This window comes from Roseinatronobacter ekhonensis (assembly GCF_900499075.1).
Lineage (GTDB): Bacteria > Pseudomonadota > Alphaproteobacteria > Rhodobacterales > Rhodobacteraceae > Roseinatronobacter > Roseinatronobacter ekhonensis.
Genome location: NZ_UIHC01000039.1, coordinates 1 through 24,856, shown reverse-complemented (window position 1 = coordinate 24,856; position 24,856 = coordinate 1). Strand labels below are relative to the sequence as shown.

General features: G+C 63.3%; 30 protein-coding genes. 14 read left to right on the top strand and 16 right to left on the bottom strand.

What is annotated here, in order from left to right; all coding sequences use genetic code 11:
* Positions 1–51: 51 nt before the first annotated feature.
* The 3 genes from ROE7235_RS14645 to ROE7235_RS14635 all read right to left on the bottom strand — a co-directional run bounded on the left by ROE7235_RS14645 (position 52) and on the right by ROE7235_RS14635 (position 2,323).
* Positions 52–813, bottom strand: a complete 762-nt coding sequence (locus tag ROE7235_RS14645; RefSeq protein ID WP_183073526.1) for a WecB/TagA/CpsF family glycosyltransferase — start codon at positions 811–813, stop codon at positions 52–54.
* A gap of 130 nt (positions 814–943) precedes the next feature.
* Positions 944–1,720, bottom strand: coding sequence for a DUF4394 domain-containing protein (locus ROE7235_RS14640; RefSeq protein WP_121096249.1), 777 nt, complete (start codon positions 1,718–1,720; stop codon positions 944–946).
* Positions 1,721–1,816: 96 nt separating this feature from the next.
* Positions 1,817–2,323, bottom strand: a complete 507-nt coding sequence (locus ROE7235_RS14635) for an RrF2 family transcriptional regulator (RefSeq protein WP_121096248.1) — start codon at positions 2,321–2,323, stop codon at positions 1,817–1,819.
* Between the two features lie 225 nt (positions 2,324–2,548).
* On the opposite strand from ROE7235_RS14635, the gene ROE7235_RS14630 reads away from it, so the two are divergent.
* From ROE7235_RS14630 to ROE7235_RS19895, 11 genes are all read left to right on the top strand, one after another.
* Positions 2,549–3,868 (top strand): NAD(P)/FAD-dependent oxidoreductase, encoded by a 1,320-nt coding sequence (locus ROE7235_RS14630; RefSeq protein ID WP_121096247.1) that lies wholly within the window; start codon positions 2,549–2,551, stop codon positions 3,866–3,868.
* A gap of 100 nt (positions 3,869–3,968) precedes the next feature.
* Positions 3,969–4,325, top strand: a complete 357-nt coding sequence (locus ROE7235_RS14625; RefSeq protein ID WP_121096246.1) for a DUF5368 domain-containing protein — start codon at positions 3,969–3,971, stop codon at positions 4,323–4,325.
* Between the two features lie 234 nt (positions 4,326–4,559).
* Positions 4,560–5,963 (top strand): cysteine--tRNA ligase, encoded by a 1,404-nt coding sequence (cysS, locus tag ROE7235_RS14620; protein WP_121096245.1) that lies wholly within the window; start codon positions 4,560–4,562, stop codon positions 5,961–5,963.
* Positions 5,964–6,234: 271 nt separating this feature from the next.
* The gene (gene cimA, locus ROE7235_RS14615) at positions 6,235–7,863 is read left to right on the top strand and encodes a citramalate synthase (protein WP_121096244.1); all 1,629 of its coding nucleotides are present in this window, start codon (positions 6,235–6,237) and stop codon (positions 7,861–7,863) included.
* On the top strand, positions 7,851–8,579 hold the full coding sequence (locus ROE7235_RS14610; protein WP_121096243.1) for a class I SAM-dependent methyltransferase: 729 nt from the start codon (positions 7,851–7,853) through the stop codon (positions 8,577–8,579). Before cimA ends, ROE7235_RS14610 begins: the two co-directional genes overlap by 13 nt.
* The gene (locus tag ROE7235_RS14605) at positions 8,576–9,343 is read left to right on the top strand and encodes a squalene/phytoene synthase family protein (RefSeq protein WP_121096242.1); all 768 of its coding nucleotides are present in this window, start codon (positions 8,576–8,578) and stop codon (positions 9,341–9,343) included. Before ROE7235_RS14610 ends, ROE7235_RS14605 begins: the two co-directional genes overlap by 4 nt.
* A gap of 120 nt (positions 9,344–9,463) precedes the next feature.
* Positions 9,464–9,787: a preprotein translocase subunit YajC gene (gene yajC, locus ROE7235_RS14600; protein ID WP_121096257.1), complete on the top strand. Its 324-nt coding sequence runs from the start codon at positions 9,464–9,466 to the stop codon at positions 9,785–9,787.
* Between the two features lie 70 nt (positions 9,788–9,857).
* Positions 9,858–11,519: a protein translocase subunit SecD gene (gene secD, locus ROE7235_RS20595; RefSeq protein ID WP_245963983.1), complete on the top strand. Its 1,662-nt coding sequence runs from the start codon at positions 9,858–9,860 to the stop codon at positions 11,517–11,519.
* A gap of 9 nt (positions 11,520–11,528) precedes the next feature.
* Positions 11,529–12,500, top strand: coding sequence for a protein translocase subunit SecF (gene secF / locus ROE7235_RS20590; RefSeq protein ID WP_245963982.1), 972 nt, complete (start codon positions 11,529–11,531; stop codon positions 12,498–12,500).
* A gap of 1 nt (position 12,501) precedes the next feature.
* Entirely contained in the window at positions 12,502–12,864 is a 363-nt protein-coding gene (locus tag ROE7235_RS14590; RefSeq protein WP_121096241.1) for an Mth938-like domain-containing protein, read from the top strand.
* A gap of 44 nt (positions 12,865–12,908) precedes the next feature.
* Positions 12,909–13,241, top strand: a complete 333-nt coding sequence (locus tag ROE7235_RS19895; protein WP_147434222.1) for a hypothetical protein — start codon at positions 12,909–12,911, stop codon at positions 13,239–13,241.
* 89 nt (positions 13,242–13,330) lie between these two features.
* Here ROE7235_RS19895 and ROE7235_RS14580 read toward each other — a convergent pair whose 3' ends face one another.
* From ROE7235_RS14580 to ROE7235_RS14550, 8 genes are all read right to left on the bottom strand, one after another.
* Positions 13,331–13,954 carry a trimeric intracellular cation channel family protein gene (locus ROE7235_RS14580; protein ID WP_121096239.1) on the bottom strand — a complete coding sequence of 208 codons (624 nt, stop codon included), beginning with the start codon at positions 13,952–13,954 and terminating at the stop codon, positions 13,331–13,333.
* Positions 13,951–14,412 (bottom strand): ribonuclease HI, encoded by a 462-nt coding sequence (rnhA, locus tag ROE7235_RS14575; RefSeq protein WP_121096238.1) that lies wholly within the window; start codon positions 14,410–14,412, stop codon positions 13,951–13,953. Before rnhA ends, ROE7235_RS14580 begins: the two co-directional genes overlap by 4 nt.
* Complete coding sequence (locus tag ROE7235_RS14570; protein WP_121096237.1) at positions 14,409–15,017, bottom strand: glutathione S-transferase family protein; 609 nt, start codon at positions 15,015–15,017, stop codon at positions 14,409–14,411. Before ROE7235_RS14570 ends, rnhA begins: the two co-directional genes overlap by 4 nt.
* A gap of 33 nt (positions 15,018–15,050) precedes the next feature.
* Positions 15,051–15,497 carry a DUF3429 domain-containing protein gene (locus ROE7235_RS14565; protein WP_121096236.1) on the bottom strand — a complete coding sequence of 149 codons (447 nt, stop codon included), beginning with the start codon at positions 15,495–15,497 and terminating at the stop codon, positions 15,051–15,053.
* Positions 15,494–15,766 (bottom strand): LysE family transporter, encoded by a 273-nt coding sequence (locus ROE7235_RS20970; RefSeq protein WP_370743790.1) that lies wholly within the window; start codon positions 15,764–15,766, stop codon positions 15,494–15,496. Before ROE7235_RS20970 ends, ROE7235_RS14565 begins: the two co-directional genes overlap by 4 nt.
* A complete protein-coding gene (locus tag ROE7235_RS20965) occupies positions 15,763–16,107 on the bottom strand; it encodes a LysE family translocator (protein ID WP_370743788.1) in 345 nt (114 codons plus the stop codon). Before ROE7235_RS20965 ends, ROE7235_RS20970 begins: the two co-directional genes overlap by 4 nt.
* A gap of 236 nt (positions 16,108–16,343) precedes the next feature.
* Entirely contained in the window at positions 16,344–17,288 is a 945-nt protein-coding gene (gene ispH, locus ROE7235_RS14555; RefSeq protein ID WP_121096235.1) for a 4-hydroxy-3-methylbut-2-enyl diphosphate reductase, read from the bottom strand.
* 62 nt (positions 17,289–17,350) lie between these two features.
* Positions 17,351–18,607, bottom strand: coding sequence for a zinc ABC transporter substrate-binding protein (locus ROE7235_RS14550; RefSeq protein WP_121096234.1), 1,257 nt, complete (start codon positions 18,605–18,607; stop codon positions 17,351–17,353).
* Between the two features lie 70 nt (positions 18,608–18,677).
* On the opposite strand from ROE7235_RS14550, the gene ROE7235_RS14545 reads away from it, so the two are divergent.
* The 3 genes from ROE7235_RS14545 to ROE7235_RS14535 are packed head-to-tail and all read left to right on the top strand — an operon-like array spanning position 18,678 to position 20,690.
* Complete coding sequence (locus tag ROE7235_RS14545) at positions 18,678–19,172, top strand: transcriptional repressor (protein WP_121096233.1); 495 nt, start codon at positions 18,678–18,680, stop codon at positions 19,170–19,172.
* A complete protein-coding gene (locus tag ROE7235_RS14540) occupies positions 19,169–19,897 on the top strand; it encodes a metal ABC transporter ATP-binding protein (RefSeq protein WP_121096232.1) in 729 nt (242 codons plus the stop codon). Before ROE7235_RS14545 ends, ROE7235_RS14540 begins: the two co-directional genes overlap by 4 nt.
* On the top strand, positions 19,887–20,690 hold the full coding sequence (locus ROE7235_RS14535) for a metal ABC transporter permease (RefSeq protein ID WP_121096231.1): 804 nt from the start codon (positions 19,887–19,889) through the stop codon (positions 20,688–20,690). Before ROE7235_RS14540 ends, ROE7235_RS14535 begins: the two co-directional genes overlap by 11 nt.
* On the opposite strand, the gene ROE7235_RS14530 is transcribed toward ROE7235_RS14535, so the two are convergent.
* The 5 genes from ROE7235_RS14530 to ROE7235_RS14510 all read right to left on the bottom strand — a co-directional run bounded on the left by ROE7235_RS14530 (position 20,669) and on the right by ROE7235_RS14510 (position 24,567).
* Positions 20,669–21,886, bottom strand: a complete 1,218-nt coding sequence (locus ROE7235_RS14530) for an NAD(P)/FAD-dependent oxidoreductase (protein ID WP_121096230.1) — start codon at positions 21,884–21,886, stop codon at positions 20,669–20,671. The genes ROE7235_RS14535 and ROE7235_RS14530 overlap by 22 nt on opposite strands.
* Before the next feature lies 1 nt (position 21,887).
* On the bottom strand, positions 21,888–22,841 hold the full coding sequence (locus tag ROE7235_RS14525) for a 2-hydroxyacid dehydrogenase (protein ID WP_121096229.1): 954 nt from the start codon (positions 22,839–22,841) through the stop codon (positions 21,888–21,890).
* A gap of 9 nt (positions 22,842–22,850) precedes the next feature.
* Positions 22,851–23,186, bottom strand: coding sequence for a tRNA-binding protein (locus ROE7235_RS14520; RefSeq protein WP_121096228.1), 336 nt, complete (start codon positions 23,184–23,186; stop codon positions 22,851–22,853).
* A complete protein-coding gene (gene proC, locus ROE7235_RS14515) occupies positions 23,183–23,989 on the bottom strand; it encodes a pyrroline-5-carboxylate reductase (RefSeq protein WP_121096227.1) in 807 nt (268 codons plus the stop codon). The genes ROE7235_RS14520 and proC overlap by 4 nt, the downstream gene beginning before the upstream one ends.
* Before the next feature lie 74 nt (positions 23,990–24,063).
* Positions 24,064–24,567, bottom strand: a complete 504-nt coding sequence (locus ROE7235_RS14510) for a type III secretion system chaperone family protein (protein WP_121096226.1) — start codon at positions 24,565–24,567, stop codon at positions 24,064–24,066.
* Positions 24,568–24,856: the final 289 nt, after the last annotated feature.

Below are 24,856 nucleotides of genomic sequence, written 5' to 3'. Positions count from 1 at the left end.
AGGGTTGCGCCCTGACTGCCCTAGGAATGCGGCGATTTTGCGGAAAGATCATCACCCGCTCCGATTACAGTTTTGTGAGCGATCACCCGTCACCCGGTGCGCAAGTGCGCGCAGAATGAATGCCGCATTGCCCAGAATATAGCGCCCGAACATGCGGCGCGGTTCCAGCGCCAGCCGCCACGCCCATTCCAGCCGTGCGCGGCGCAGCATGATGGGCGCGCGCGCAACGCGGCCCGACAGGAAATCCAGCAACGCGCCCACACCCAGCAAGTGGCGCGCGTTCAGCGCATGCGCATGCTCGGCCAGCCAGAGGTCTTGATGCGGCACGCCCGTGGCCATCCAGACCATGTCGGCACCGCTGGAATTTATGGCGTCAATGGCCGCTTGCGGGTTTTGCAGGCCCGCGAACCCGTCGCGCGTGCCCGCAATGCGTAGCTTTGGCGCAAGCTCTTGCAGGCGTGCGCCCGCGCGCTCTGCCACGCCGGGTGCGGCACCCAGCAGAAATAGCGAATGCCCATCCTCGGCCAGAGCATGCGCCAGTTCTGGCCCCAGATCGGTGCCGTTCAGATTGGCCGCAAACCGTACGCCGTGCAGTTTGGCCGCCAGTTCCAGTCCCGCGCCGTCGGGTAACAACATATCGGCGCTTTGCAGCGCGTGCCGATACGCGTCATCCCGCGCCGCTACGTTCACACAATGCGCATTCACGAAGGCCACACGTGCGTGCGGGCGCGCCAGCAGATCGCGGATCGCGTCGGTGCGGCTGGCAGAGATCAGGTCAAGCCCGAACAGGCGAAGGGTCGGAAGCTCTGGCACGGGGATGGGTCCGGCATTGTATAGGGCAGCTACAGGGGTAGCCGCCCGCCCGCATTGCATCAAGGGCAATAAAACGCGCGCCGGGCCATCGGACCCGGCGCGCGCTCGTTTTCGCCATGGCGCGAACAGGTTACATATCGGCGGCCATAACGGTCATGTCCCGCAGCGTCACGTCCAGCCCGTCGATCATCCAGCTTTCCGTGACCATGCCGCTGTCCAGCGAAACCGTGTGCAGCCCGCCATTGGCTGACAGCCATGCGGTGTTTGTGCCCATCGCGTCGGTTGCGATGTCGAAGGCCACCGGCCCTTCGACCATTGCGCCCAATTCGCCGATCATGGCGTTTGTGCCGTCATTCGGGGCTGTCTGGCGCAGCAGCGCATGGCGCATCGTGTCGATGTTATACATCGCCGTCGCATCGGGCTTGCCGAAAGAGTTGCTATAGGCGGTGCCGCCGACCATGGGCGCGCCCATCGTGCCGTCATCGAAATGCAGGCTGCCATCGACCATGACGGCGCCGGTGCCAAGGTTTATACGATGGTTGACCGTGCCCGACATGAAGCGCAGTGCGTCGGCAGCGGGGTTGATGTCCACGATCACGGTGGCACCATCGGCGATGGGCAGAGCCATCTCCATGGTCACAAGCGGCGTTGTCATGCCGGTGGTGGCGTCGATATTGACCACCTCGAACGCCTCTGTCACGCCAATCAGCGTGTCTGTGTTCGGGCGGTAGTCAATGCCCAGCAAGCGGCCCTCGACCATCACGTCCTGGGATGCGGTCACGGAACCCGCGCCAAGGTCGATCACGGTGAGCGTGCGATCGCCGCTAAGCCCGATTGCAGTTTGCGCGGCAAGCGGTGCGGCTGCGGTGGCGCCCAGCAGGCTGGCGATAATCATCATCTGTTTCATCGGTGTCTTTCCCTTTTTTGTCCAAGACACGAAGGGAACGGCACCATTGTTCAGATAGTTTCAGATCGTCGCATCACGGATGCGTGAGCGGCCGTTTCAGGCCGCTTCGGGGGCAATCGTGGCCGCCGCGCGCGCGGCGTGGCCCGGCTGGCACTGCTGCGGCAAATGTGGCCCTTCCAGTTGCAGCAACCGTTCCAGACCCGAATTGCAGTCGACCAGATCGGACAGATACAACTCGTCCAGCGCCCCGTAAAACGCATCCACCGCGCGCTTCAGATGTGTGCCCATGCGGCAATGATCTTTCAGCGGGCAGGTGTTGGTTTCGGAAAAACACTCGATCAGCGGCAGGTCGGCCTCGAAGGCGCGCAGCACCTCGCCCACGCCAATGGAACTCGCCGCCTTGTTCAGGCTGAACCCGCCATGCCGCCCGCGCTGCGTGGTGATGAACCCGTCCTGCGCCAGTTTGTTGATGACCTGCGCAAGATGGTTTTCCGACGCGTTGATCGTCTTTGCCACATCCTGTTTGCGCACCAAACGGTCGGTATTGACCGCGCAGACCATCAGGGTGCGCAAGGCGAGATTGGTTCGTGTCGTCAGGCGCATGCTTACTCCTCTGGGGCCGAAAGCGCCCCGGTTCGATATATATTCCCTGAAGTCATATTAACCCGTCCGGACCCGCTGCGGCTTTGATCGAAATCAAGTTTCGAGATGTATGGTCATGGCAATATGTCGCAGCGTCGAGTCATCTTTGCCGACTTGATTGCATATAAATTCGAATGTAATGATATATAAAAGTATCCATATGTATACCGACCAGATGGGGCCGACATGAACAGATTCGAACTTGGACAGCTTAGCCGCCGCGGCTTTATGAGCCTTGCGGCAGGCGGCGTAGCCCTTGCGACCACAGGTGCCGCGACACAGGCACAAACCGTCAAGACCTCGGCCCGCATTGTCATTCTTGGGGCCGGTGCCGGCGGGGCAGCGATTGCCAACCGCTTGGCCGACCGTCTGGACGGCGCGCAGATCACCGTGATCGACGGCCGTGCCGAACACTGGTACCAGCCCGGCTTCACGTTGATCGCAGCAGGGTTGCAAGGCGCGACTTATTCCGTCAGCCAAACGACCGATTGGCTGCCGCGCGGGATAAATTTTATCGCCGATTACGCCGCCGAGATCGACCCAGAGGCGAACCGTATCACCACTTTGGGCGGTGAACGCGTTGACTATGACTACTTGATCGTTGCCACCGGTCTGACGCTGGACTGGGATGCGGTCGAGGGGTTCGATCTGGCTCAGACCGGCCCCGACACCGGGATCACCGCGCATTATGCCGGGCCGGAGCAGGCCGCGAAAACATGGGCCGCGCTGGACAAGTTCACAGATGAAGGCGGCGTTGGCTTGTTTGGGCGCCCCGCGACCGAAATGAAATGCGCCGGTGCGCCGCTGAAAATTACCTTCCTTGCCGAGGATATCGCCACCCGCAAGGGCAACCGCGACAAGGTCGACCTGACCTATAACGCGCATTCGGCCAGCCTGTTCGGCGTGCCTGTGGTGGACCACCGCGTGCGCCAGCTATTCGACGACCGTGGGATCGACTACCGCTGGAGCCATGTTCTGAAAGCCGTGGATGCAGGCGCGAAAACCGCAACCTACGCCACCCCCGAAGGGGATATGACCACCGCGTTCGATTTCATCAACGTCATCCCGCCGCAACGCGCGCCGCAGGTTGTGCGCGAGTCTGGCCTGTCATGGGCTGATAAATGGACCGATCAAGGCTGGATCGAGGTGGACCAGCAAACCCTGCGCCACGCGCGCTATGCCAATGTCTTCGGCATCGGCGACATCAACGGCGTGCCCAAGGGCAAAACGGCGGCGAGCGTGAAATGGCACCAGCCCGTGGTCGAGGACCATCTGGTCAGCGAGATCGCAGGCCGCGAAGGCACCAAGATTTTCGACGGCTACACATCCTGCCCGCTGATCACCCGCATCGGCCGCGCGATGCTGATCGAGTTCGACTACAAGAACCATCTTGTCCCGTCCTTCCCCGGTGTGATCGCGCCGCTGGAGGAGCTGTGGGTGTCGTGGCTGATGAAGGAAGTCGCGCTGAAAGCCACCTATAACGCCATGCTGCGCGGGCGCGCCTAAGGCTGGGCGGGCAGGGGGCTGCCGCCCCCACGCGCCGCAAGCGGCCCGTTCCCCCGCGAGTATTTCGGGCAAGATGAAGCCTGCAAGAGGAGATCGAGATATGGAAGAAATGACGTTTGGCACCATTCTGGCGGTGTTCGAAGAGATCTTCGGCAAGGGCCTGTTCTGGGCCATGGTCGTGGTCGCGGCGCTGATTACCGTGGCCTATGTCTATGTGCTGGTACGCGACCGCGAAATGTCGATGCGCAAGTTTTTGCTGGCGCAGCTATCTATGCCGATAGGCGGGATCGCGGCGGTGTGGTTTGTGCTGTGGGTGACGCGGTCGGGGTTGCAGCATATGGGCGGGCCGATTGACGCGCTGCTGCTATTGGGCATTTTCGGCGCGGGCGCGGTCGGGTTTGCCATCCTTGTCTATGTCGCGCAATCGCTGGTGCGCGGCAAGCAATCGGAAAGTTGAGGGAATATCACGGGCGGCGCGCGCCTCCCCGCAAGGCCGCCCCGTGGTTCCGGCCCGCGCTGCTCCCAGGCGCGGGCCGTTTTCGTCTTGGCACCGGATGGGCTTGGGGCTAGGCTCCGGCCCATGAATTGCTTGACCCTCACCCTTTGCTGCTGCATCTGCCGCTGACGGCTTTGGCGGGTGGTTATTCGTGTCTGATCCCTCCCGCCAAGGCGCTGCGCCCGAGAGGACCGGATGACCCAGATCACGCTTCACAACACCCGCACCCGCCGGAAAGAGGCGTTCACGCCCATCGACCATGACAATGTGCGGATGTATGTCTGTGGCCCCACGGTTTACGATCGCGCGCACTTGGGCAATGCGCGGCCGGTGGTGGTGTTCGATGTGCTGTATCGGTTGCTGCGCCATGTTTATGGCAAAGATCACGTGACCTATGTGCGCAATTTCACCGATGTCGATGACAAGATCAACGCGCGGGCGCGGGACATACAGGCGCGGGGCGACACGCGCGACCTGAACGCCATCATCCGTAGCCTGACGGATGAGACAATCGACTGGTACCACGCCGATATGGACGCTTTGGGCGCTTTGCGGCCCAGCGTAGAGCCGCGCGCGACCGAATTCATCGGGCAAATGGTCGGTATGATCGAAGGGCTGGTGGCCAAGGGCCACGCCTATGCCGCCGAGGGGCATGTGCTGTTCGATGTACGCTCTTACCCCGAGTATGGCCGCCTGTCGGGCCGCACGGTCGATGACATGATCGCCGGCGCGCGGGTGGAAGTGGCCCCCTATAAGCGCGACCCGATGGATTTCGTGCTGTGGAAGCCCTCTGCCAGCGACGAGCCGGGCTGGGACAGCCCTTGGGGCCGGGGCCGTCCGGGCTGGCATATCGAATGCTCGGCCATGGCGGATGAGTTGCTGGGGGCGTCGTTTGACATTCACGGTGGGGGTATTGATTTGCAATTCCCGCACCATGAGAACGAAATTGCGCAAAGCTGCTGCGCGCACCCGGATGCGGGGTTTGCGAATTTCTGGCTGCACAATGAAATGGTGCAGGTCGAGGGCAAGAAGATGTCCAAGAGCTTGGGCAATTTCTTTACGGTGCGAGATTTGCTGGAGCAGGGCTGGCCGGGCGAGGTGATCCGCTTTGTGATGCTGTCCACGCATTACCGCAAGCCGATGGATTGGACGGAGGAGAAGGCGCGCGAGGCGGAGCGCGAACTGTCTCGCTTCAAATCGCTCGCCCACCAGCAAAGAGTTGGAGCCCCGCCGGAAGCGATAATAAAAGCATTGTCTGATGATCTTAATTCACATGGAGCCCTTACTTGCCTGCGTGAGTTTTACAGACAGAGAGATTCTGTATCAATGGCAGCCGCGCTCGATTTTCTTGGTCTAAACCTCGGCGGAATGGCTTATTGGAAAGATGATAGTGAGAGCATAACCCAAAGGCTTGAAGGGTTGTCGGAAGTGCTTTCCGCATTGAGAAAAAGCGCGAAGTCAAACAAAGACTTTGGCCCAGTCGATGATTTCAAGAGGCGGCTTGTTTCTGCTGGTTTGGAAGTGCGTATGTCGAAAGAGGGCGTAGAACTCGTCCCCGGCCCCGACTTTAACCCGTCCAAGCTGGAGGGCCTCGAATGATCGTCGCATATCCAAGCGTAGCCCCCGACCCGAGGGTGGGGGCGATTTCGTCCCCGCCCTGGGGGTCGGGTCGGGGGCGAAGCGGGTCGCAGGCGACCCGCGAGAAGAGTTGTTTAAGGCGTGCCCCGTGGGTGGGCGGGTCAGGCATTAGGGCCAAGTGTTCACCGTTTGACAATAACGCGATACCCGCCCCGGGCTTGACCCGGGGCCCCGCGGCCAACTGCTGCCCCACCCCAGAGGCCCCGGGTCAAGCCCGGGGCGCGGGGTGCCTATGACTCGCGCGCGCCTGTACCTTTATGATACGACCCTGCGCGACGGGCAGCAGACGCAGGGTGTGCAATTCTCGACTGCCGAGAAGCACCAGATCGCGGCGATGCTGGACCAGCTTGGGATCGACTATGTTGAGGGCGGCTGGCCCGGTGCGAACCCGACGGATAGCGAGTTTTTCGCAAGCCCGCCCGCCACCCGTGCCACCCTGACCGCATTTGGCATGACCAAGCGCGCGGGGCGGTCGGCGGAAAACGACGATGTCTTGGCCGCTGTGCTGAACGCGGGCACAAATTCGGTCTGCCTTGTCGGCAAGGCGCATGATTACCATGTCACCCACGCGCTGGGGATCACGCTGGAGGACAACCTCGAGAGTATCCGCGCGTCTGTTGCGCATTGCGTGGCCCAATCCCGCGAAACGCATTTCGACGCCGAACATTTCTTCGACGGCTACAAGGCCAATCCTGACTACGCCCTGCAAGCGCTGCACGCCGCCCAAGAAGCGGGCGCGCGCTGGATCGTGCTCTGCGATACCAATGGCGGCACGTTGCCGAATGAAATTGGCGCGATCACCGAAGCCGTCATCGCCAGCGGTATCCCCGGCGACCGTCTGGGCATTCATTGCCATGACGATACGGGCCAGGCGGTGGCCTGCACGCTTGCGGCGGTCGAGGCGGGCGCACGCCAGATTCAAGGCACGCTGAACGGGCTTGGTGAGCGTTGCGGCAATGCCAGCCTGACCACGCTGATCCCGACGCTGGCGTTGAAGCCCAGCTTTGCCGCGCGGTTTGAAACCGGCGTCAGCCCCGAGGCGCTTGGCCAGCTTTTGCGCATCTCGCGCAAGCTGGACGACATCATAAACCGTGTGCCACTGCGCACATTGCCCTATGTCGGCGCGTCGGCCTTTGCCCACAAGGCCGGGCTGCATGCCAGCGCCATTGCCAAAGACCCGTCCACCTATGAGCATATCGACCCGTCGCTGGTGGGCAACGCGCGCCTTGTGCCCATGTCGAACCAGGCGGGGCAGTCGAACCTGCGGATGGTGCTGGCGGATATGGGTCTGGCAGTGGCCCGCGATGACCCGCGCTTGCCCGGCATTCTGGACGACATCAAAACCCGCGAGGAAGCGGGCTATGCCTATGACAGCGCACAGGCGAGCTTTGAGCTGCTCGCGCGGCGGGCCTTGGGGCAGGTGCCACAGTTTTTCGAGGTCAAGCGCTACCGCGTGACGGTCGAGCGGCGCAAGAACAAGTATGACCAGATGGTGTCCCTGTCCGAAGCGGTCGTGGTGCTGAAAATCGGGGATGACAAGAAACTGTCCGTGTCCGAATCGATGGATGCCGAAGGGCATGACCGTGGCCCCGTTAACGCGCTGGCAAAGGCGTTGGCAAAGGATCTGGGGCCCTATCAGGGCGCGATTGACGATATGAAACTGGTGGATTTCAAGGTCCGCATCACCCAAGGCGGGACAGAGGCCGTGACCCGTGTCATCATCGATTCAGAGGACGGGCAGGGGCGGCGCTGGTCCACCGTGGGGGTCTCGGCCAACATCGTCGATGCCAGCTTCGAGGCCCTGCTGGACGCCGTGATCTGGAAACTTTTGCGCGATGGAGTGCGCCCATGTCCGAGCTGAGCCAAGACGAAGCGTTCCTGACGCTCTACAGCGATCTGGCCCGCGAGGGGCCGGGTGCGCCCGCCGATCTGGGCTGGGCCTTGTCTGTCGCAGGCACCCCCGCCACGGCCCGAATTTGTGATGCTGGCTGCGGGTCGGGGGCCGATACTCTGACGTTAGCCAAGGAACGCCCTAAAGCGCAGATCGACGCGGTCGACAAGATCGCGCAATTCGTCACAGCAGCGCAAAAGCGCACGGCGCCATTCGGCGACCGCGTGCAGGTGCGCCAGGGCGATATGGCCAGGCTTGACGGGCCGTATGACCTGATCTGGTGCGCGGGCGCGATCTATTTCATCGGGATCGGCCAGGCTTTGCGCGCGTGGCGTCCCGCCCTGGCGACAGGCGGGCGCGTGGCGTTCTCAGAGCCTTGCATGTTGCCGCGCCCGTCGCAGGCGGCGCGCGATTTCTGGTCGGCGGAGTATGCGCAGATCACGGATATGGAGGGCATTCGCGACCGGGTCGCGCAAGCGGGCTACCGGGTGCTGGGGGAAAACCTTCAAATCGGTGCCGCGTGGGAAAACTACTACCTGCCGATGGAGCGCCGCATTGCCAGCCTGCGCCCCGGCGCCACTCCGACGCTTGCGGCAGCGCTGGACCAGGCAGAGGCGGAGATCGCCCGCTGGCGCGCCGCCCCGTCGGAAATTGCCTATGCGTTGATGGTGGTCGCGCCGGAATGACCGAGACGCTCGAAGACCGTGTCGCGGCCTCCGATCCTGACCGCCACGCCGCCAGCTTGCTTGCGCCGCCCGAATTGCGCGCACAGCTTTGGGTGCTCTATGCGTTCAATCTGGAAATCGCGCGTGCGCCCTATGTCTCGGAACAACCGCTGATCGCGCAGATGCGGCTGCAATTCTGGACCGATGCGCTGGACGACATCGCCGCCGGAAAACCACCGCGCGCGTATGAGGTGGCCGAACCTCTGGCGGCGCTATGGGCCGCGCATGATTTGCCGACAGCGCTTGGCCACCAGATGATTGATGCGCGGCATTGGCATATCGACCGCGCGCCCTTTGCAGATATGGCGGCATGGCTGGCCCATATCGACCAGAGCGCGGGCAACCTGATGTGGCTGGCGGCCCGTATTCTGGGCGCGCCCGACGGCGCGGAACAGGCAAGCCGCGCGATGGGCCGGGCCAATGGGATCGCGCAATGGCTGCAAGCGGTGCCCGCCTTGGACGCCAATGGCCGCCCGCCGGTGCCAGAGGGCGCGGATATGGCCGATATGGCCCGTGCGGGGCTGGACGCTCTTGCCCAAGCGCGCAAAGTCCGCGCAACGGTGCCAAAAAGCGCTGCGCCTGCACTTCTGGCCGGGTTTCAGGCGGGCGCGGTGCTGTCGCGTGCGGCCAAAGACCCTGCCTGCGTCACGGCAGGCGCGCTGGCCCCGTCCGAATTCCGCCGCCGTGGCGGCCTGCTTTTGCGTGCGCTATCACAGCGCTGGTAGGCCGGTCCGGTTCGCCTTGCCAAGGGTCATGCCTGCCAGTAGGGTGCGCGCCAAATCCGGCCCCGCAAGGGGCCACGCTTTCCTGCCCGCATGCCGGGCCGCAACCAGACAGGAGCTTTCATGTTCGTCACACCCGCTTATGCACAAGACGCCGGGGCCGCAGGTGGCCTGATTTCGATCATCCCGTTTATTCTGATCTTCGTAATCATGTACTTCCTGCTGATCCGTCCGCAGCAAAAGAAGGTGAAGGAACATCAGGCGATGGTCGAGGCGCTGCGCCGGGGCGATCAGGTCGTCACGCAGGGCGGCATTGTCGGCAAAATCTCCAAGGTCAAGGAAGATGGCGAGGTCGAGGTCGAGATCGCCGAGGGCGTGCGCGTGCGTATTCTGAAGCAGACTATCGCAACTGTGATGTCGAAAACCGAACCCGCGGCAAAAGAATAATCCGCGCGCCCCTTGCACCACGTCGCGACCGCGACTTGATACTGTAAAAACCTGACAGGATACCCGACCCATGCTGCATATTCCGATGTGGAAACGCATCCTCATCTGGAGCACCTGCGCATTGGCGCTGCTGATCGCCGTGCCGAACTTGTTCTATGCGCAGGTCGAGCGGCACAATGACGCGGTCACGGCGCAGGAGCGTGGTGAGGCTTTTGCCGAAGAGGATCTGGCGGCATGGCCCGGTTTCCTGCCGTCCTTTCTGGTCAATCTGGGGCTTGATCTGCGCGGCGGCGCGCATCTGCTGGCCGAAGTTCAGGTTGCGGATGTGTATGCCGACCGTGTCGATGCACTCTGGCCCAGCGTGCGCGACCGTTTGCGCGAAGAACGTGACACTGTAGGCGCGGTGCGGCGCATGTCCACTGACGATGTCGGTGAATTGCGGGTGCAGCTTGGCAACCCCGCCGCCATTGATCAGGCCGCAGGCTTCGTGCGCGAGTTGGCGCAACCCACGCAAAGCCTGACCGGGTTTGGCGCCGCCAACGATCTGGAAGTGCGGGTCGAGGGTGAGGAACTGGTAGTCACGCTGTCAGAGGCCGAACGCATGGCTACCGACGAGCGCACCATGCGGACCTCGCTTGAAATTATCCGCCGTCGCGTCGACGAAGCGGGCACGCGTGAACCCAGCATCCAGCGGCAGGGCGAGGACCGAATCCTGATTCAGGTGCCGGGCATCGGATCTGCCGACGAGTTGAAGGCGCTGATCGGCACGACCGCGCGCCTGACCTTTCACCCGGTCGTGGGCGTCACATCGGACCCGGACGAAGTGCCGGGGCCGCGCAACGCGATATACCCCTCGCTTGATGCGCCCGGCACATTTTACGAGGTGGAACAAACCCCAGTTGTGACCGGCGACCAACTGGTCGATGCCAGCGCCGCGATGGACCAGAATAACCGCCCGGCGGTAAATTTCCGGTTCAATGCGCAGGGCGGGCGGGCTTTTGGCCTCTATACCGCCGAAAATATCGGCAGCCCCTTTGCGATTGTGCTGGATGGAGAGGTCGTGTCCGCGCCCACGATCCAAAGCCATATTCCGGGCGGTTCAGGAATTATCACCGGCCGCTTCACGGTCGAGGAATCGACTCAGCTTGCGGTCCTGCTGCGCTCTGGCGCGCTGCCCGCTGAGATGGAGTTTCTGGAAGAACGCACCGTTGGCCCCGAACTGGGGCAAGACAGCATTGACGCAGGTCGCATTGCCGCGATTGTCGCCATGGGTGCGGTGCTGGTTTTCATGCTGGCCAGCTACGGTATTTTCGGCGTGATCGCGAATATTGCCCTGCTGCTTAACGTGGCGATGATCTTTGCGCTGCTGTCGCTGATCGGGGCCACGCTGACCCTGCCGGGGATCGCAGGGATCGTGCTGACCATCGGGATGGCGGTGGACGCCACGGTGCTGATTTTCGAGCGAATACGCGAAGAGATGCGGACCGCCAAAGGACCGGCACGCGCGATTGAGCTTGGCTACGAAAAGGCGCTCTCGGCCATTCTGGACGCGAATATCACCACCTTCCTGACTGCGCTGATCCTGTTTGCGATGGGGTCCGGCCCGGTGCGCGGTTTTGCCGTCACGTTGGGGCTGGGGATTATCACCTCGGTCTTTACCGCGCTTCTCGTGACGCGTGTGATGATGGTGATGTATTTTGAGCGTCGCCGCCCCAAAACCCTTGCGATATAAGGAAAGCCCATGCGCCTGAAACTTGTTCCGCAAGACACCTCGGTAGATTTCTTCCGCTTCTGGCGCTACACGTTTGGCGCGTCGATGCTGGCGATGGTGCTGTCCGTCGTTGCCTTCTTTATGATGGGGCTGAATTTCGGGATCGACTTCAAGGGCGGCACGACGATCCGCACCGAAGCGGTTCAGCCGGTCGATATCGGTGCCTACCGCGCGGCGCTAGAACCGTTGGGCTTTGGCGATGTGTCCATCACCGAAGTGTTCGACCCGTCCTTTGGACCGGACCGCAACGTGGCAATGGTCCGAATCCAAGCGCAGGAAGGCCAGGAAGCAAAAACCCCCGAACAGCTTGAGTCGATCCGCGCGGCCTTGCAAGTGCTGGACCCGACGCTGACCTTCGCATCGGTGGACTCTGTCGGGCCAAAAGTATCGGGCGAATTGGTGCAATCGGCGGTGATCTCGGTGCTGCTGGCACTCGGGGCGGTGCTGTTCTACATCTGGCTGCGCTTTGAATGGCAGTTTTCTGTTGGCGCAGTCGCGGCGCTTGTGCATGACGTGGTGCTGACCATCGGTTTGTTTGCGGCGCTGCAAATCCGTTTCGATCTTGCGATTATCGCGGCGCTGCTGACCATCGTCGGCTATTCGTTGAATGACACCGTGGTCGTATTCGACCGTGTGCGCGAGAACCTGATCAAGTTCAAGAAACGCCCGCTGCGCGAGGTGTTGAACCTGTCCATCAATGACACGCTGTCGCGCACGGTCATGACCTCTGTCACCACGCTGATCGCGTTGATATCGCTGTTTGTGCTGGGGGGCGACGTGATCCGTGGTTTCGTCTTCGCCATGATCTGGGGTATCATCGTGGGGACGTATTCGTCGGTTTTCGTGGCCTCTGTTGTGCTCTATCGCTTCGGGGTGAAACGCGACTGGACGAAAGCTGCGGGCGATACCGCAGGCACGCAATTCGGAGTCAAAGAGGGCTGAGATGCAACTCTCCGAGATAGAATTCGGTGACGCCAAACCCATAGAGGGCTACGGGCCCGATTTCTACCGGCTGGGCGGGCAGACCTATCCCGCGCCGGTGCTGATCTATGGTGGTGAAGTGCATGGCTGGGGCGGTTATGACGAGGCCGCGCCGCTTCTGGCACTGGCCGGGCGGGTCGATGTGCTGCTGGTTGGCACTGGCCCGCAGATCGCGCACCTACCCAAGGGCCTGCGCGCAGAGTTGGACGCCGCCGGGATCGGGGCAGAGGTCATGGACAGCCCCGCCGCCTGCCGCACCTATAACGTGCTGTTGTCCGAACAGCGCCGGGTGGCGGTGGCGCTTCTGGCGGCTGTTGGGGCGTAGCGCTTGGCGCCCCCGTATCTGCGCAAAGAATTTTGGAGCCCTGAATGACGCGTGGTGCAGCAAGTTCGAACTGGGCGGCAAAGCGCTGGCGTGTTGCCTTGGGAATCTCCACTCTTCAAATCGCGGTTGGTGTTTACGTTATGGTTTCGTCCAGCCGGGACATTATTTCAGACGGTGCCTGTATGGGTGGTTTGTTTGGGGCGGTTGCGAATTTGTGGATTGGTGGCCTTGCAACCCTGGTGGCGTTGGTCCTGGCTGTGAAGACGTTCAATGCCGTTCAGTGGCACCCATTTCTTGGACCGTTGCTCGTTGTGATCGCGTCCAGTGTGATAGCCGTTTTTTTGGGAACGATCGCAGCTTTGCGCTGCACCGTCTAGCTGCCAAGGGTCCTTGCTGGCCGCGGCACAATCCATGCGCTTACGGTTTGCAACCCACCGTATGACGCATCACGGTTTGAGGACGGGCGCTACTTGCGCGGCGGGCGGCTTTTGTAGACCGGCAGGTTCCAGCCAAACAGCATGGACCCCGCGCGCAATGCGAATGTCGCGCAACCGCAGGCGACCAGCGCGCCGCCACTCGGCACCCCGACAGCCGCCGCGCCCAGTGCCAACAAGACGCCTGCAAGCGCGGCGGTCGCGTAAAGCTCGCCCTTTTTCAGGATCAGCGGAACTTCGTTGCAGACCACGTCACGCATTAGTCCGCCGAATGTGCCAGTCGCCACGCCCATGATCGCCACGATGATCCATGGCGCGTCCATGCTCAGGGCCAGCCCCGCACCGGCGGGCACCGCGACCGCCAGCGCGACCGCATCCAGCCATTCCAATGTACGCAGCCGCGATTCGACCCTATGGGCGGTGAAGAACACCAGCACGGCGGCCGCTGTGGCCGAGACGATCATCAAGGGTTCCGCCACCCAGAACACGGTGTCGCGCCCCAGCACCACATCGCGCAATGTGCCGCCGCCGACCGCTGTCAGGCAGGCAAGGAACACAAAGCCCACGATGTCCAACTGCGCGCGGCTTGCGGCCAAAGCGCCGGTCAGACCAAAGACGAACACCGCCGCCAGATCCAGCACCTGCAACAAGGTCATGGCTTGCCCGGTTTGAACGGGGCCATGCCGGCGCGCGCCAACTCATCCGCGCGTTCGTTCTCTGGGTGGCCTGCATGGCCCTTGACCCATTCCCAAGTCACCGTGTGGCGTGCTTGCGCCGCGTCCAGCCGCTGCCAAAGCTCGACATTCTTGACGGGTTTCTTGTCGGCGGTGCGCCAGCCATTGCGCTTCCAGCCATGTATCCATTGGCTGACGCCGTTTTTCACATAGGCGCTGTCGGTGACGATGGTCAGTTCCGAAGGTCGCTCCAGCACCTCCAGCGCCGAGATCGCGGCCATCAACTCCATCCGGTTATTGGTGGTGTCACGCTCGCCGCCCTGCAATTCACGCTCTTTCAGCACCGCGCCATCCCGCTCGGCCCGCATCAGCACGCCCCAACCGCCGGGACCGGGATTGCCGCTGCACGCACCATCGGTATAGGCGACAAGGCGGGTCATTGCGCACCCATCGGGGCAAAGCCGGGCAGGGCGGCCACACGGTCCAGCCATGCGCCAATGGCGGGGTACCGGCCCATGTCGAACCCTCCTTTCGGACCCGCGCTGTGGGTATAGGCGTAAAGGCAGATATCCGCGAGCGTCGGGTCATTTCCCACCAGCCAGTCGCGCCCGTCCAGATGCCTCTCCATGACCGCGAGCAGGTCATGGCCCGCGTCCAGTAGCTGCGCCAGACGCTCTGGCGTGGCCTGCGCCGCGCGGTGCGGATAGGTCCGCAACGCCGCGCGCACGGCGATCACGCCTTCATGCTGGTTCTGCTCCCAGAACATCCAGCCCAGCGTTTGCGCCTGCGCAGTCGGGCTGGCCGGGATGAAGGCTGTGCCATGCCCCAGATACATCAGGATCGCGTTCGATTCGGGCAGCAGCGTGCCATCGTCCAGCGCCAGCACCGGGGCCTTGCCGAAGGGCAGTGCGCCTTCGGCCTTGGCACGCTCCAGCGCGGGCCAGCCGTACTCGACATCCGTCATATCCACCGATTGGCCCAAAAGCGCCAAAAGCAGCCGCACCTTGTAGCTGTTGCCAGAGGATGGCATGGAATAAAGATGCATGGGCGGGCCTTTCCTGCAGGATCAGGCCAAGGGCTACCCCAGCCAGATACCGCCCGCAAGGCATAGCGCAACACCCGCTGTCAGCAGTAGCCGCAGCTTCATCCACCAAGGCGGGGTCAGGCCCCACAGGCTGAATTGCTGGTCAATCACCAGCAGCACGACAAATCCCGTCAGCAGGGCGGCCAGCGCCTGCGTCGCGCCGCCGCCGACGAAGAAAAACGCCCAAAGCGCGGGGGCGACCGATAGCGCATAGCCGGTCCAATTATGTTCGGCCCCTTTGGCCGTAAAGCCCCAGAGCACGCCCGACATAAAGCACAGGATCACGGTGCCATAGGCGATCAGCACATATTGCCCCGCGAAACGCGGACCGATCGCGCGGATCGTGGCCTCTGCCAACGCGGGCGAGAGGATCGTGGCCAGCCCGAAGCCAAAGGGGATCAGGCCCGCAAGGCCGAGGATAAGGGCGGCGCGGGGGATCATGCGCGCTCCATGGCAAGACGTCCGGCAAGGCCCGCAAAGACCGTGGCAAAGGCGCGGTTCAGCCAGCGCATGGCCCTTGCGCTGCCCAAGAGCCAATCGCGCGCTTGTGCGGCGGCCACCGCATAGACGGCAAAGACCGCGAATGTCAGCGCCATGAATACGGCACCCATCAGCGCCAGTTCCTGTGTGGCGGTCGCCGCGTTGCCGCTCAGGAAGGGCGGTAAAAGCGCCAGAAAGAAAATCGACAATTTGGGGTTCAGGATATTCAACAGCGCGCCGCGCTTGGCGATAACCAGTCCCGGCGTGGGCGCTGGGTTTTCTTGTACCCCAGCGCGCCGCCCTCGTGCAACATCTGCCACGCTAGATACAGAAGATAGGCGACGCCGGCGACTTTCACGGCTTGAAACAACAGGGCCGAACTGTGCATGAGCGCGGCCAGCCCGAACATCGCCGCCAGCATGGCGGGGACAATGCCAAAGGTGCAGCCCAAGGCCGCCCAAAGACCCGCGCGCCGCCCTTGTCCCAAGGCGACCGCGAGCGTGTAGACAACCCCGGTTCCGGGGGCGAGCACGACCACAAGCGCGGTCAGCAAGAACTGGGTCGAGAGCATGGGCGGTGGTCCTATCACTGAGATGCAGGATGGCGCGCAGGCTGGGGCAGGGCAAGTGGATAGTTGAAAATATCTGAAGTGATGATACCAAGCCGCCCATCGCCCCGGACTTGATCCGGGGCCTTGCCGCGCGTGCTCTAGATACTCATTCTACTAGGACCGGGGGTGCTTTTGACCAAGAGGCCCCGGATCAAGTCCGGGGCGCGTTGGACAAAAATCAAGTGCTTGTCATGGCGTCAAGCGCTTTCCCGCAACACTCGCGGCACCTTGAATTCCACCCGCTCTTTCGCGGTTTCCACCAGTTCTACCGTCACGTCATAGCGGGCGTGGAAGGCGTCGATCACCTCGTTTATCAGCACTTCCGGGGCCGAGGCACCGGCGGTGATGCCGACCGATTGCACACCGTCCAGCGCGCGCCAGTCAATATCGGCCGCGCGCTGCACCAGTTGCGCATAAGCACAGCCCTTGGCGCGGCCCACCTCGACCAGCCGTTGCGAATTGGACGAATTCGGTGCGCCGATCACCAGCAGCGCGTCGATCATGGGCGCGATGGCCTTGACCGCTTCCTGCCTGTTGGTGGTGGCGTAGCAGATGTCTTCTTTGTGGGGGCCAACGATGGCCGGAAACCGCGCTTGCAGGGCCGCAACCACATCGGCGGTGTCATCCACCGACAGCGTGGTCTGGGTGATGAACGCCAGTTTTTCGGGGTCGCGCACGTCCAACCCCGCCACATCCTCGGCGGTTTCGACCAGCAGCACCTCACCCTCGGGCAGTTGCCCCATCGTGCCCACGGTTTCAGGATGGCCCGCATGGCCGATCATGACCATCTGCAACCCGTTTTCATGGTGGCGTTCGGCCTCTATATGGACCTTGCTGACCAGCGGACAGGTGGCATCCACAAACAGCATTTGCCGCGCCTGCGCCGCTTCTGGCACCGATTTCGGCACACCATGAGCGGAAAAGATCACCGGGCGGTCATCGGGGCAGTCGTCCAACTCCTCGACAAACACTGCGCCCTTCTCGCGCAGGCTGTCGACGACGAATTTGTTATGCACGATCTCATGGCGCACATAGACCGGCGCGCCCCATTTTTCCAAGGCCATTTCCACGATCTTGATCGCGCGGTCGACGCCCGCGCAAAAGCCGCGCGGGGCAGCCAGATAGAGGGTAAGTGCGGTCATCTCAAAGCGCTTTCAGGTCCGGGGCTGTGTGCCCCAGACCTAACCTTTGGGCGCTGTTTCGTCTAGCCCTGCGCGCAATCCGCGATGGCTTTGGCCATGTCGCGCATCAATTCGCCGTACAGCCCGGCGCCCGGGTCCAGCAAGCTGCCAGCGGGGTCAAGCGTGGCGCCAAGGCGCACGCCCGTGCCTTCGATCATGGTCGTGACCAGCGCCGGGTCATGTGCTGCCTCGGGGAAGATGCAGACGGCGGCATCGGCCTCCATCTCTGTGCGCAATGCGGCCAGACGCTGCGCGCCGGGGCTGGCGGCATCCCCCAGCGCAATCGCGCCCGCTTGGGTCAGGTCGAACTGGTTGACGAAATAGCCGTAAGCGTCATGGAAGGTCACAAAGGCCATATCGCGTGCAGGGGCTAGGATGGTGTCCAACTCTGCGGTCAGGGTAGCAATGTCGGCCTTGGCGGCTTGTGCATTGGCGGTGAATGCATCGGCATGATCCGGCATATGTTCGGCCAGTTCTTCGGCGATCACGTCCAGCCAGATCGCCGCGTTGCGCGTATCGAGCCAAGCATGCGGGTCGAGGCCGCTATGGGCGTGGTCATGCGCATGGTCGTCAGCGTGGTCTTCGTGGGCATGGTCGTCGTGCGCATGCTCCTCGGCGTGGTCTTCATGCGCGTGTTCGTCCGCGTGGTCTTCATGGCCATGGTCGTCATGCGCGTGCTCTTCGGCGTGGTCGACATGGCCATGGTCGTCGTGTGCGTGCTCTTCGGCGTGGTCGTCATGGCCATGGTCGTCATGCGCGTGCTCTTCGGCGTGGTCGTCATGGCCATGGTCGTCGTGTGCGTGCTCATCCGAATGGTCTTCATGGCCGTGGTCGTCATGCGCGTGCTCATCCGCATGGTCTTCGTGGCCGTGGTCATCATGCGCGTGTTCATCATGCGCGTGTTCATCCGCATGGTCATCGTGGTCATGTGCGTCCTTCGCTTGGCCGAAGTCGCGCAGCATCGCGCCCTCGACCTCCAGCAGTGCGACCGAATGCGCATCAGCGGCCAGTCCTGCCATCGCACGGCCCATCCAAGGCGTCATGCCTTCGCCCACCCAGACCACAAGATCGGCCTGCGACAAGGCCTGTGCCTGCGACGGGCGCAACTGGTAGGAATGCGCATTCGCGCCGCGATCCAGCATCAGATCCACTGTGCCGTGATCGCCCAGCACCATGCTGACCAGCGAATGCGTGACCGGAATATCCGTCACCACACGAATGTCATGGGCGGCAAGCGGGGTGCCAAGTATTGCAGCGGCCAAAGCGATGGAGTAGCGCATCTCTGTCTCCTTGTGTTACAAAGTTACAAAACCTATCTTACGTTATATCATAACAGTCAAGGGCAGGCCGATGAGCAATCACACCCATTCCGCGTTTTGTTGCCCCGACCATAGCGGTGCACAGGGCGCGGCCAGTATCCTGGCGCAGGCAGAGATGCGCGCCCGAACCATGGGGTTGCGTCTGACCCCCGTGCGCCTTCGCACGCTGGAAATGTTGATCGCGGCGCATGGCGCGATGGGGGCCTATGACGTGTTGGAACAATTGTCGGCAGAAGGCTACGGCACCCAGCCGCCGGTCGCGTATCGTGCGCTCAACTGGCTGGTAGAGCATGGCTTTGCCCACCGTATCCGGCGGCTCAACGCCTTTACCGCCTGCGCGCATCCGGCGCAGGATCACGCGGCGGCGTTCCTGATCTGCGACCGTTGCGACAGCGTGACCGAAGCGCCTGCGGGTGCTGTGACCGCTGCCCTGACAGAGGCCGCCATAGCGGCGGGGTTTGCGCTGGACCGCGCCACGATAGAGGCCGTGGGGCGCTGCAACACCTGCGCGGGACATCCTTCATGAGCCTGATCGCCACCGATCATCTGGCCGTGCGCCTTGGCGGGCGCGAGGTGTTGCACCATATCGACCTGAGCATTCACGCGGGCGAGATCGTGACCATTGTCGGTCCGAACGGGTCCGGCAAAAGCACATTGCTGCGCGCTATTCTGGGGGTTGTCGCCCCGTCCAAGGGGCGGGTGACGCGGCAGGCGGGGTTGCGTATCGGGTATGTGCCGCAAAAACTGCATATCGACCCGAGCATGCCCATGCCGGTCACGCGGTTCCTGTCGCTGCCAGAGCGGCAGACCAAGGCGCGCATCGCCGAAGTGCTGGCGCGTGTCGGTGTGCCGGGGGTGGCCGCGCAGGACATGACCACGCTTTCGGGCGGGCAGTTCCAACGGGTGCTGCTGGCGCGCGCGCTTCTGTCGCGGCCCGACATCCTGATCTTGGACGAGGCGACGGCGGGGCTGGACCAGCCCGGCACAGCCGCCTTTTACCGGCTGATCGAAGATGTCCGCCGCGAGCTGGGCTGCGCGGTGCTTTCGGTCAGCCATGACCTGCATGTGGTGATGAGCGCGTCCGACCGCGTGATCTGCCTGAACGGGCATATCTGTTGCGCGGGCGCGCCGCATGTGGTGCGCGCGGCCCCCGAATACCGCGCGCTCTTTGGCCATGGCACGGGCGGCGCGCTGGCGCTTTACCAGCACGATCACGACCATGACCACGAGGATCACGCCCATGCTGGATGACTTCCTGTTGCGCGCGCTTCTGGCGGGGCTGATGGTCGCGCTGGCCGCAGGACCTTTGGGCTGTTTCGTGGTCTGGCGGCGCATGGCCTATTTCGGCGACGCAACCGCCCATGCCGCCATTCTTGGCGTGGCGCTGGCGCTTGGGTTCGCGCTGAACCTGTATCTGGGGATCATGCTGGTCGCGCTGGCCATGGCGATGACAGTGGCAGCACTTGCGGGGCGCGGCTGGGCGATGGATACCACGCTGGGGGTGCTGGCGCATTCCGCGCTGGCCTGCGGGTTGGTTGCCGTGTCCTACCTGCCCGGCGTACGGGTAGACCTGACATCCTATCTGTTTGGCGACATTCTGGCGGTCTCGCGTGCCGATCTTGGCGTGATCGCGCTTGGCGCGGGCGCGGTTCTGGCGCTGCTGGCATGGCGCTGGCGCCCATTGTTGACCGCGACACTCTCCGAAGATCTGGCCCACGCCGCAGGTATCGACCCCGCGCGCGAACGGTTGGTGCTGACAGTTGCACTGGCGATAGTTGTGGCGGTGTCGCTGAAGATCGTCGGCGCGCTTTTGATCGCGGCGATGCTGATCATTCCGGCCGCTGCCGCCCGCAACCTGGCGCGTGGGCCGGAGGCAATGGCTTTGGGCGCTATCGCGCTTGGCGGACTGTCGGTCTGGGGCGGGCTGCAACTGTCGCTGGCACAAGACACGCCGTCGGGTCCGTCCATCGTGGTGGTCGCGGCGGGGCTGTTTCTGGCGACCACGCTGGCGCGTGTGGCGCTTCAGAAACGGTCCACTCGGTAGGGCGCCGGGTCCAGAAACGGCGTGCGCCCCGCCACCATGTCAAGCACCATTTGCGCGGTCACGGGGGCCAGCGTCAGGCCCAGATGACCGTGGCCATAGGCATGGATCACATCGGCACCGCCCCGCGACGGTCCGATCACGGGGCGCGAATCGGGGATGGAGGGGCGAAACCCCATCCACCGGCGCGACGGCTCGGGCAGGTCGGGCAGGATGGCGCGCGCGCCGCGTTCCATCATGGCCCAACGATGCGGCGCGGGCGGGGCTGACAGCCCGCCCAACTCGACCGTGCCCGCCACTCGCAAGCGCCCTTGCATGGGGCAGAAATAGAACCCGCGTGCGATGGGGCTTGTCTGGCGCGTCAGCGGGTTTTCGGGCATGTCGTATTCCAGATGGTAACCGCGTTCGGTGTCCAGCGGCACCTTGTCGCCTATCAGTGCGGCCAAGCGCTTCGACCACGCGCCCGCCGCCAGAACCACGCGCGCGGCGCGCAGGTCTAGGCCCGGGCCGGTCAGGCGCAGGCCATCGCGGCCCCGCTCCAGCCGTTCGACCCGTGCCGTGACGCGCGCAATATCCGCCACCGCCGCGCGCAGGGCGCGCAGCAAGGTCGCGGGGTCATCGATGGTGATCGTATTGGGAAAGAACGCCCCGCCGGCATGCCCGCGCAGCGCGGGTTCCAACTGGCGCAGTTCGGCATCGCTTAGCGCGTCAACGGTCACGCCCAGATTGCGATAGGCCGTCAGATCCACCGCCTGATCCGTGCGTTCATACAGGTAAAGCGAGCCATGCGCCTTGAGTTGGTCACGCGCGCCGATCTCGCCCGCCAGATCGCGCCACATCTGCGCCGAGGGGGCCAGAAGGGCGGCAATTGCCGCCGCATTGGCCTGCGCCCGCCCCGGCAGGCATTCACGCGCGAACCGCAGCAGCCAAGGGGCCAGTGTGGCAATCGCGGCGTGGCGTATGGCCAAAGGACTGTCGCGGTTGAACAACAGGCGCGGCAAGTCGCGCAGGACATCGGGGGTGCCTATAGGCAGAACGCCATAATCCGCGATAACGCCTGCATTTCCATAGCTTGCGCCGGTTTCGTCATCCTCTGGCGCGACCAGTACCACCGCATGTCCAGCGTGGTGCAGGCGCAGCGCGCAGGTCAAGCCAACAACGCCCGCGCCGATGACGGCGATTTCGGCCTGCGTGGTCATGTCAGACCGGGTTCGGCAATGGCTGACCGTCCAGATGGGCGATGGCGTTTTCGACTGCCATCAGCCCCATCTCTTCGCGCACATCCAGCGCGGCTGTGCCGAGGTGCGGCAGAAGCGTTACGTTTTCCATGGCGCGCAAGGCGTCGGGCACCTTGGGTTCATGCTCATAGACATCCAGCCCCGCGCCCGCGATCTGGCCCGCTTGCAGCGCCGCGACAAGCGCGTCTTCATCCACGACATCGCCGCGCGCGATGTTGACCAGATGGGCGTGCGGTTGCATGGTCGCCAAGGCCGCTGCATCGATCAGGTGGTGGGTGTCGGGCCCGCTGGGGACGGCCAGAACCACGATGTCCGCGCCCCCCATCAATTCGGTCAGGCTGCCCACTTGCCGCGCGGGCATGTCGAGCGCCTTGGCAGAGCGGTTGTGATAGATCACCTCCATCCCAAGCCCGAAATGCGCACGCCGCGCTATTGCCTGCCCGATGCGCCCCATACCGACAATGCCGCAGGTCTTGCCCCCTAGGTTCAGACCCAGCATCTGCGTGGGGTGCCATCCGGCCCATTTGCCCGCCCGCACCATGCGTTCGCCTTCGCCTGCGCGGCGCGCGGTCATCAGCATCAGCATCAGGGCAATGTCGGCGGTGGCCTCGGTCACTGCACCGGGCGTGTTGGTGACGGAGATGCCGGCAGCCTGCGCCGCCGACACGTCGATATGGTTGTACCCGACGCCGAAATTCGCGAGCAATTTGCAGCGCGCGCTTGCCATGCCGTCGAACACGTCCGCGGTGAACATGTCGCCCAAGGTGGGCAAGACAACGTCATAAAGCACCAGCGCCGCGCGCATCTCGCCCTTTTTCAACGGGGTCGTCTGTTCGCGCAGGGTCACGTTGAACCGCTCGCGCGCGCGGTCCAGCACACGGTCGGGCAGGGGGCGGGTGATGTAAAGCTCTGCCATGAGGGTCCTCTAATGCATCCGTGCGCCAAGCGGCACGGGGTGGTCGGGCGCCACCAGCGATATATTGCCCGCATCATCGGCTGCGCCCAGCACCAGCACTTCGGACATGAACGGGCCGATCTGGCGGGGCGGAAAATTCACGACCGCCAACACCTGCCGCCCGACCAGCGCCTGGGGCTCGTAATGCGCGGTAATCTGTGCCGAGGATTTCCGAACACCGATGTCTGCGCCAAAATCCACCCAAAGCTTGATCGCGGGTTTGCGCGCTTCGGGGAAGGGTTCGGCATGGGTAATGCGGCCCACGCGGATATCGACCTTTTGGAACTCGTCAAAGCTGATGGTCATTGCGCCAGCTCGCGCGAGCGGTCGGCCGCCGCCGCGATTGCCCGGACCATCAGGGGCGGCAAGCCATTGGTGTCATCCATCAGCACTGCGAGTGCTGCGGCGGTGGTGCCATTTGGGCTGGTGACGTTTTCGCGCAAGGTCGCGGCGCTGTCGGGGCTATCATCTGCCAGCCGCGCCGCGCCGACCACCGTTGCGCGGGCCAGTTGCATCGCCAGATCCGCGCTTAGGCCTTGGGCCATGCCAGCCTGCGCCATCGCTTCGATCATGTGGAAAACATAGGCGGGACCAGAGCCGGACAGGCCGGTCACGGCATCCATCTGGGATTCGTCATCCAGCGTGACGACCTCGCCCACGGCGGATAGCAGCCGCTCTGCCTGTTCCAGATGCGTAGGGCCGACCTGTGCATTGCCGATGATCCCGGAAATCCCCGCGCCCACGGCGGCGGGGGTATTGGGCATGGCGCGGATAATCGGGCTGCCTTCGCCCAGCGCGGTGCCAAGTGTCGCCAGCGTGGTGCCTGCCGCGATGGAAACAAACAGCGTTTCGCCCTCGCCAAGGGCCGCCAGTTGCGGCAAGGCCGCGCCCATCATCTGCGGTTTGACCGCAAGCACCGCGACCGCCGGGGCCGGCGGCAATCCGACATTCAACTGTACGCCTGTGCTGCGCAGCCAGTCCGACGGGTTGGGGTCGATCACATGCACCGCGCCCGGCTCTATCCCCTGCGCCAGCCAACCAGCCAGCATGGCCGATCCCATCTTGCCACAGCCCAGCAGCACAATGCCGCGCGCGTTGATATCATGCATGTGTGAACCCCGATTGTTGCACCTGCATCATGCGCCTGCGGCAACCAAGGTTCAAGAGGGTCTGCGCCCCTGTGTTACGCCCGCCCGACGGCGTCGGCCAAGGCCAGATCCAATGCGGCCTGCGGGCTGTGATCGGCCCATGCCACAAGCTGGAAGGCCGGATAGAAGCGTTCTGCCGCGGCAATCGCACTTCGCAGCATCCGGTCGATCTGATCAATCCCGGCGGGTTGTTCATCCGACATCAACAAGCCATAGCGCCAGACCATCAGCCGTTGCGCGTTCCAGAAGCTGAAAGAGCCCGACCAGACCATGTCATTGGCACGGCTGAGGGTTTCATAGAGCGCAGGCATCGCGGCATCGGGCGGGTCCATTTCAAACGTGCAGATCAGGCGCAGCACATCGCCGCCCGGCGCGATTGCAAGTGACAGGCTGTAGCTGCGCCATTGCCCCTCGACCACCATCGCGATCTGGTCGTCGGCCAAGCGGTCGAAATCCCAGTCGTGATGGGTGGCAAGCGTTTCGACCATGTCGATAGGGTGAATATCGTCGTTGGAGAGGTAGAGTTCTGCTGCTGACATGCCCGCCTCACATTACTACGTGCGCCTGTTTCGCGTTCCACAAGGCACAGTGTTTACCGCTATGTGTTCCAACGCCTCTGCGTGCGCTTACTATATATGGTGTAGTCAAAGCAAGATTCTGTAAAGCTATTTTTGCGGATCGACGCATTTTGCTGTGGATAGTGTGGCGCGACAGGGAATGTTGCACAGTTTGACAGGGATACTTGCAGCAGGTCCGTTGCAGACACCAGCGTGACAGTCGGCCTTTCAGGCAGCGTTAAACGCCCCGTTCAAATGTCGAGTGAACCCT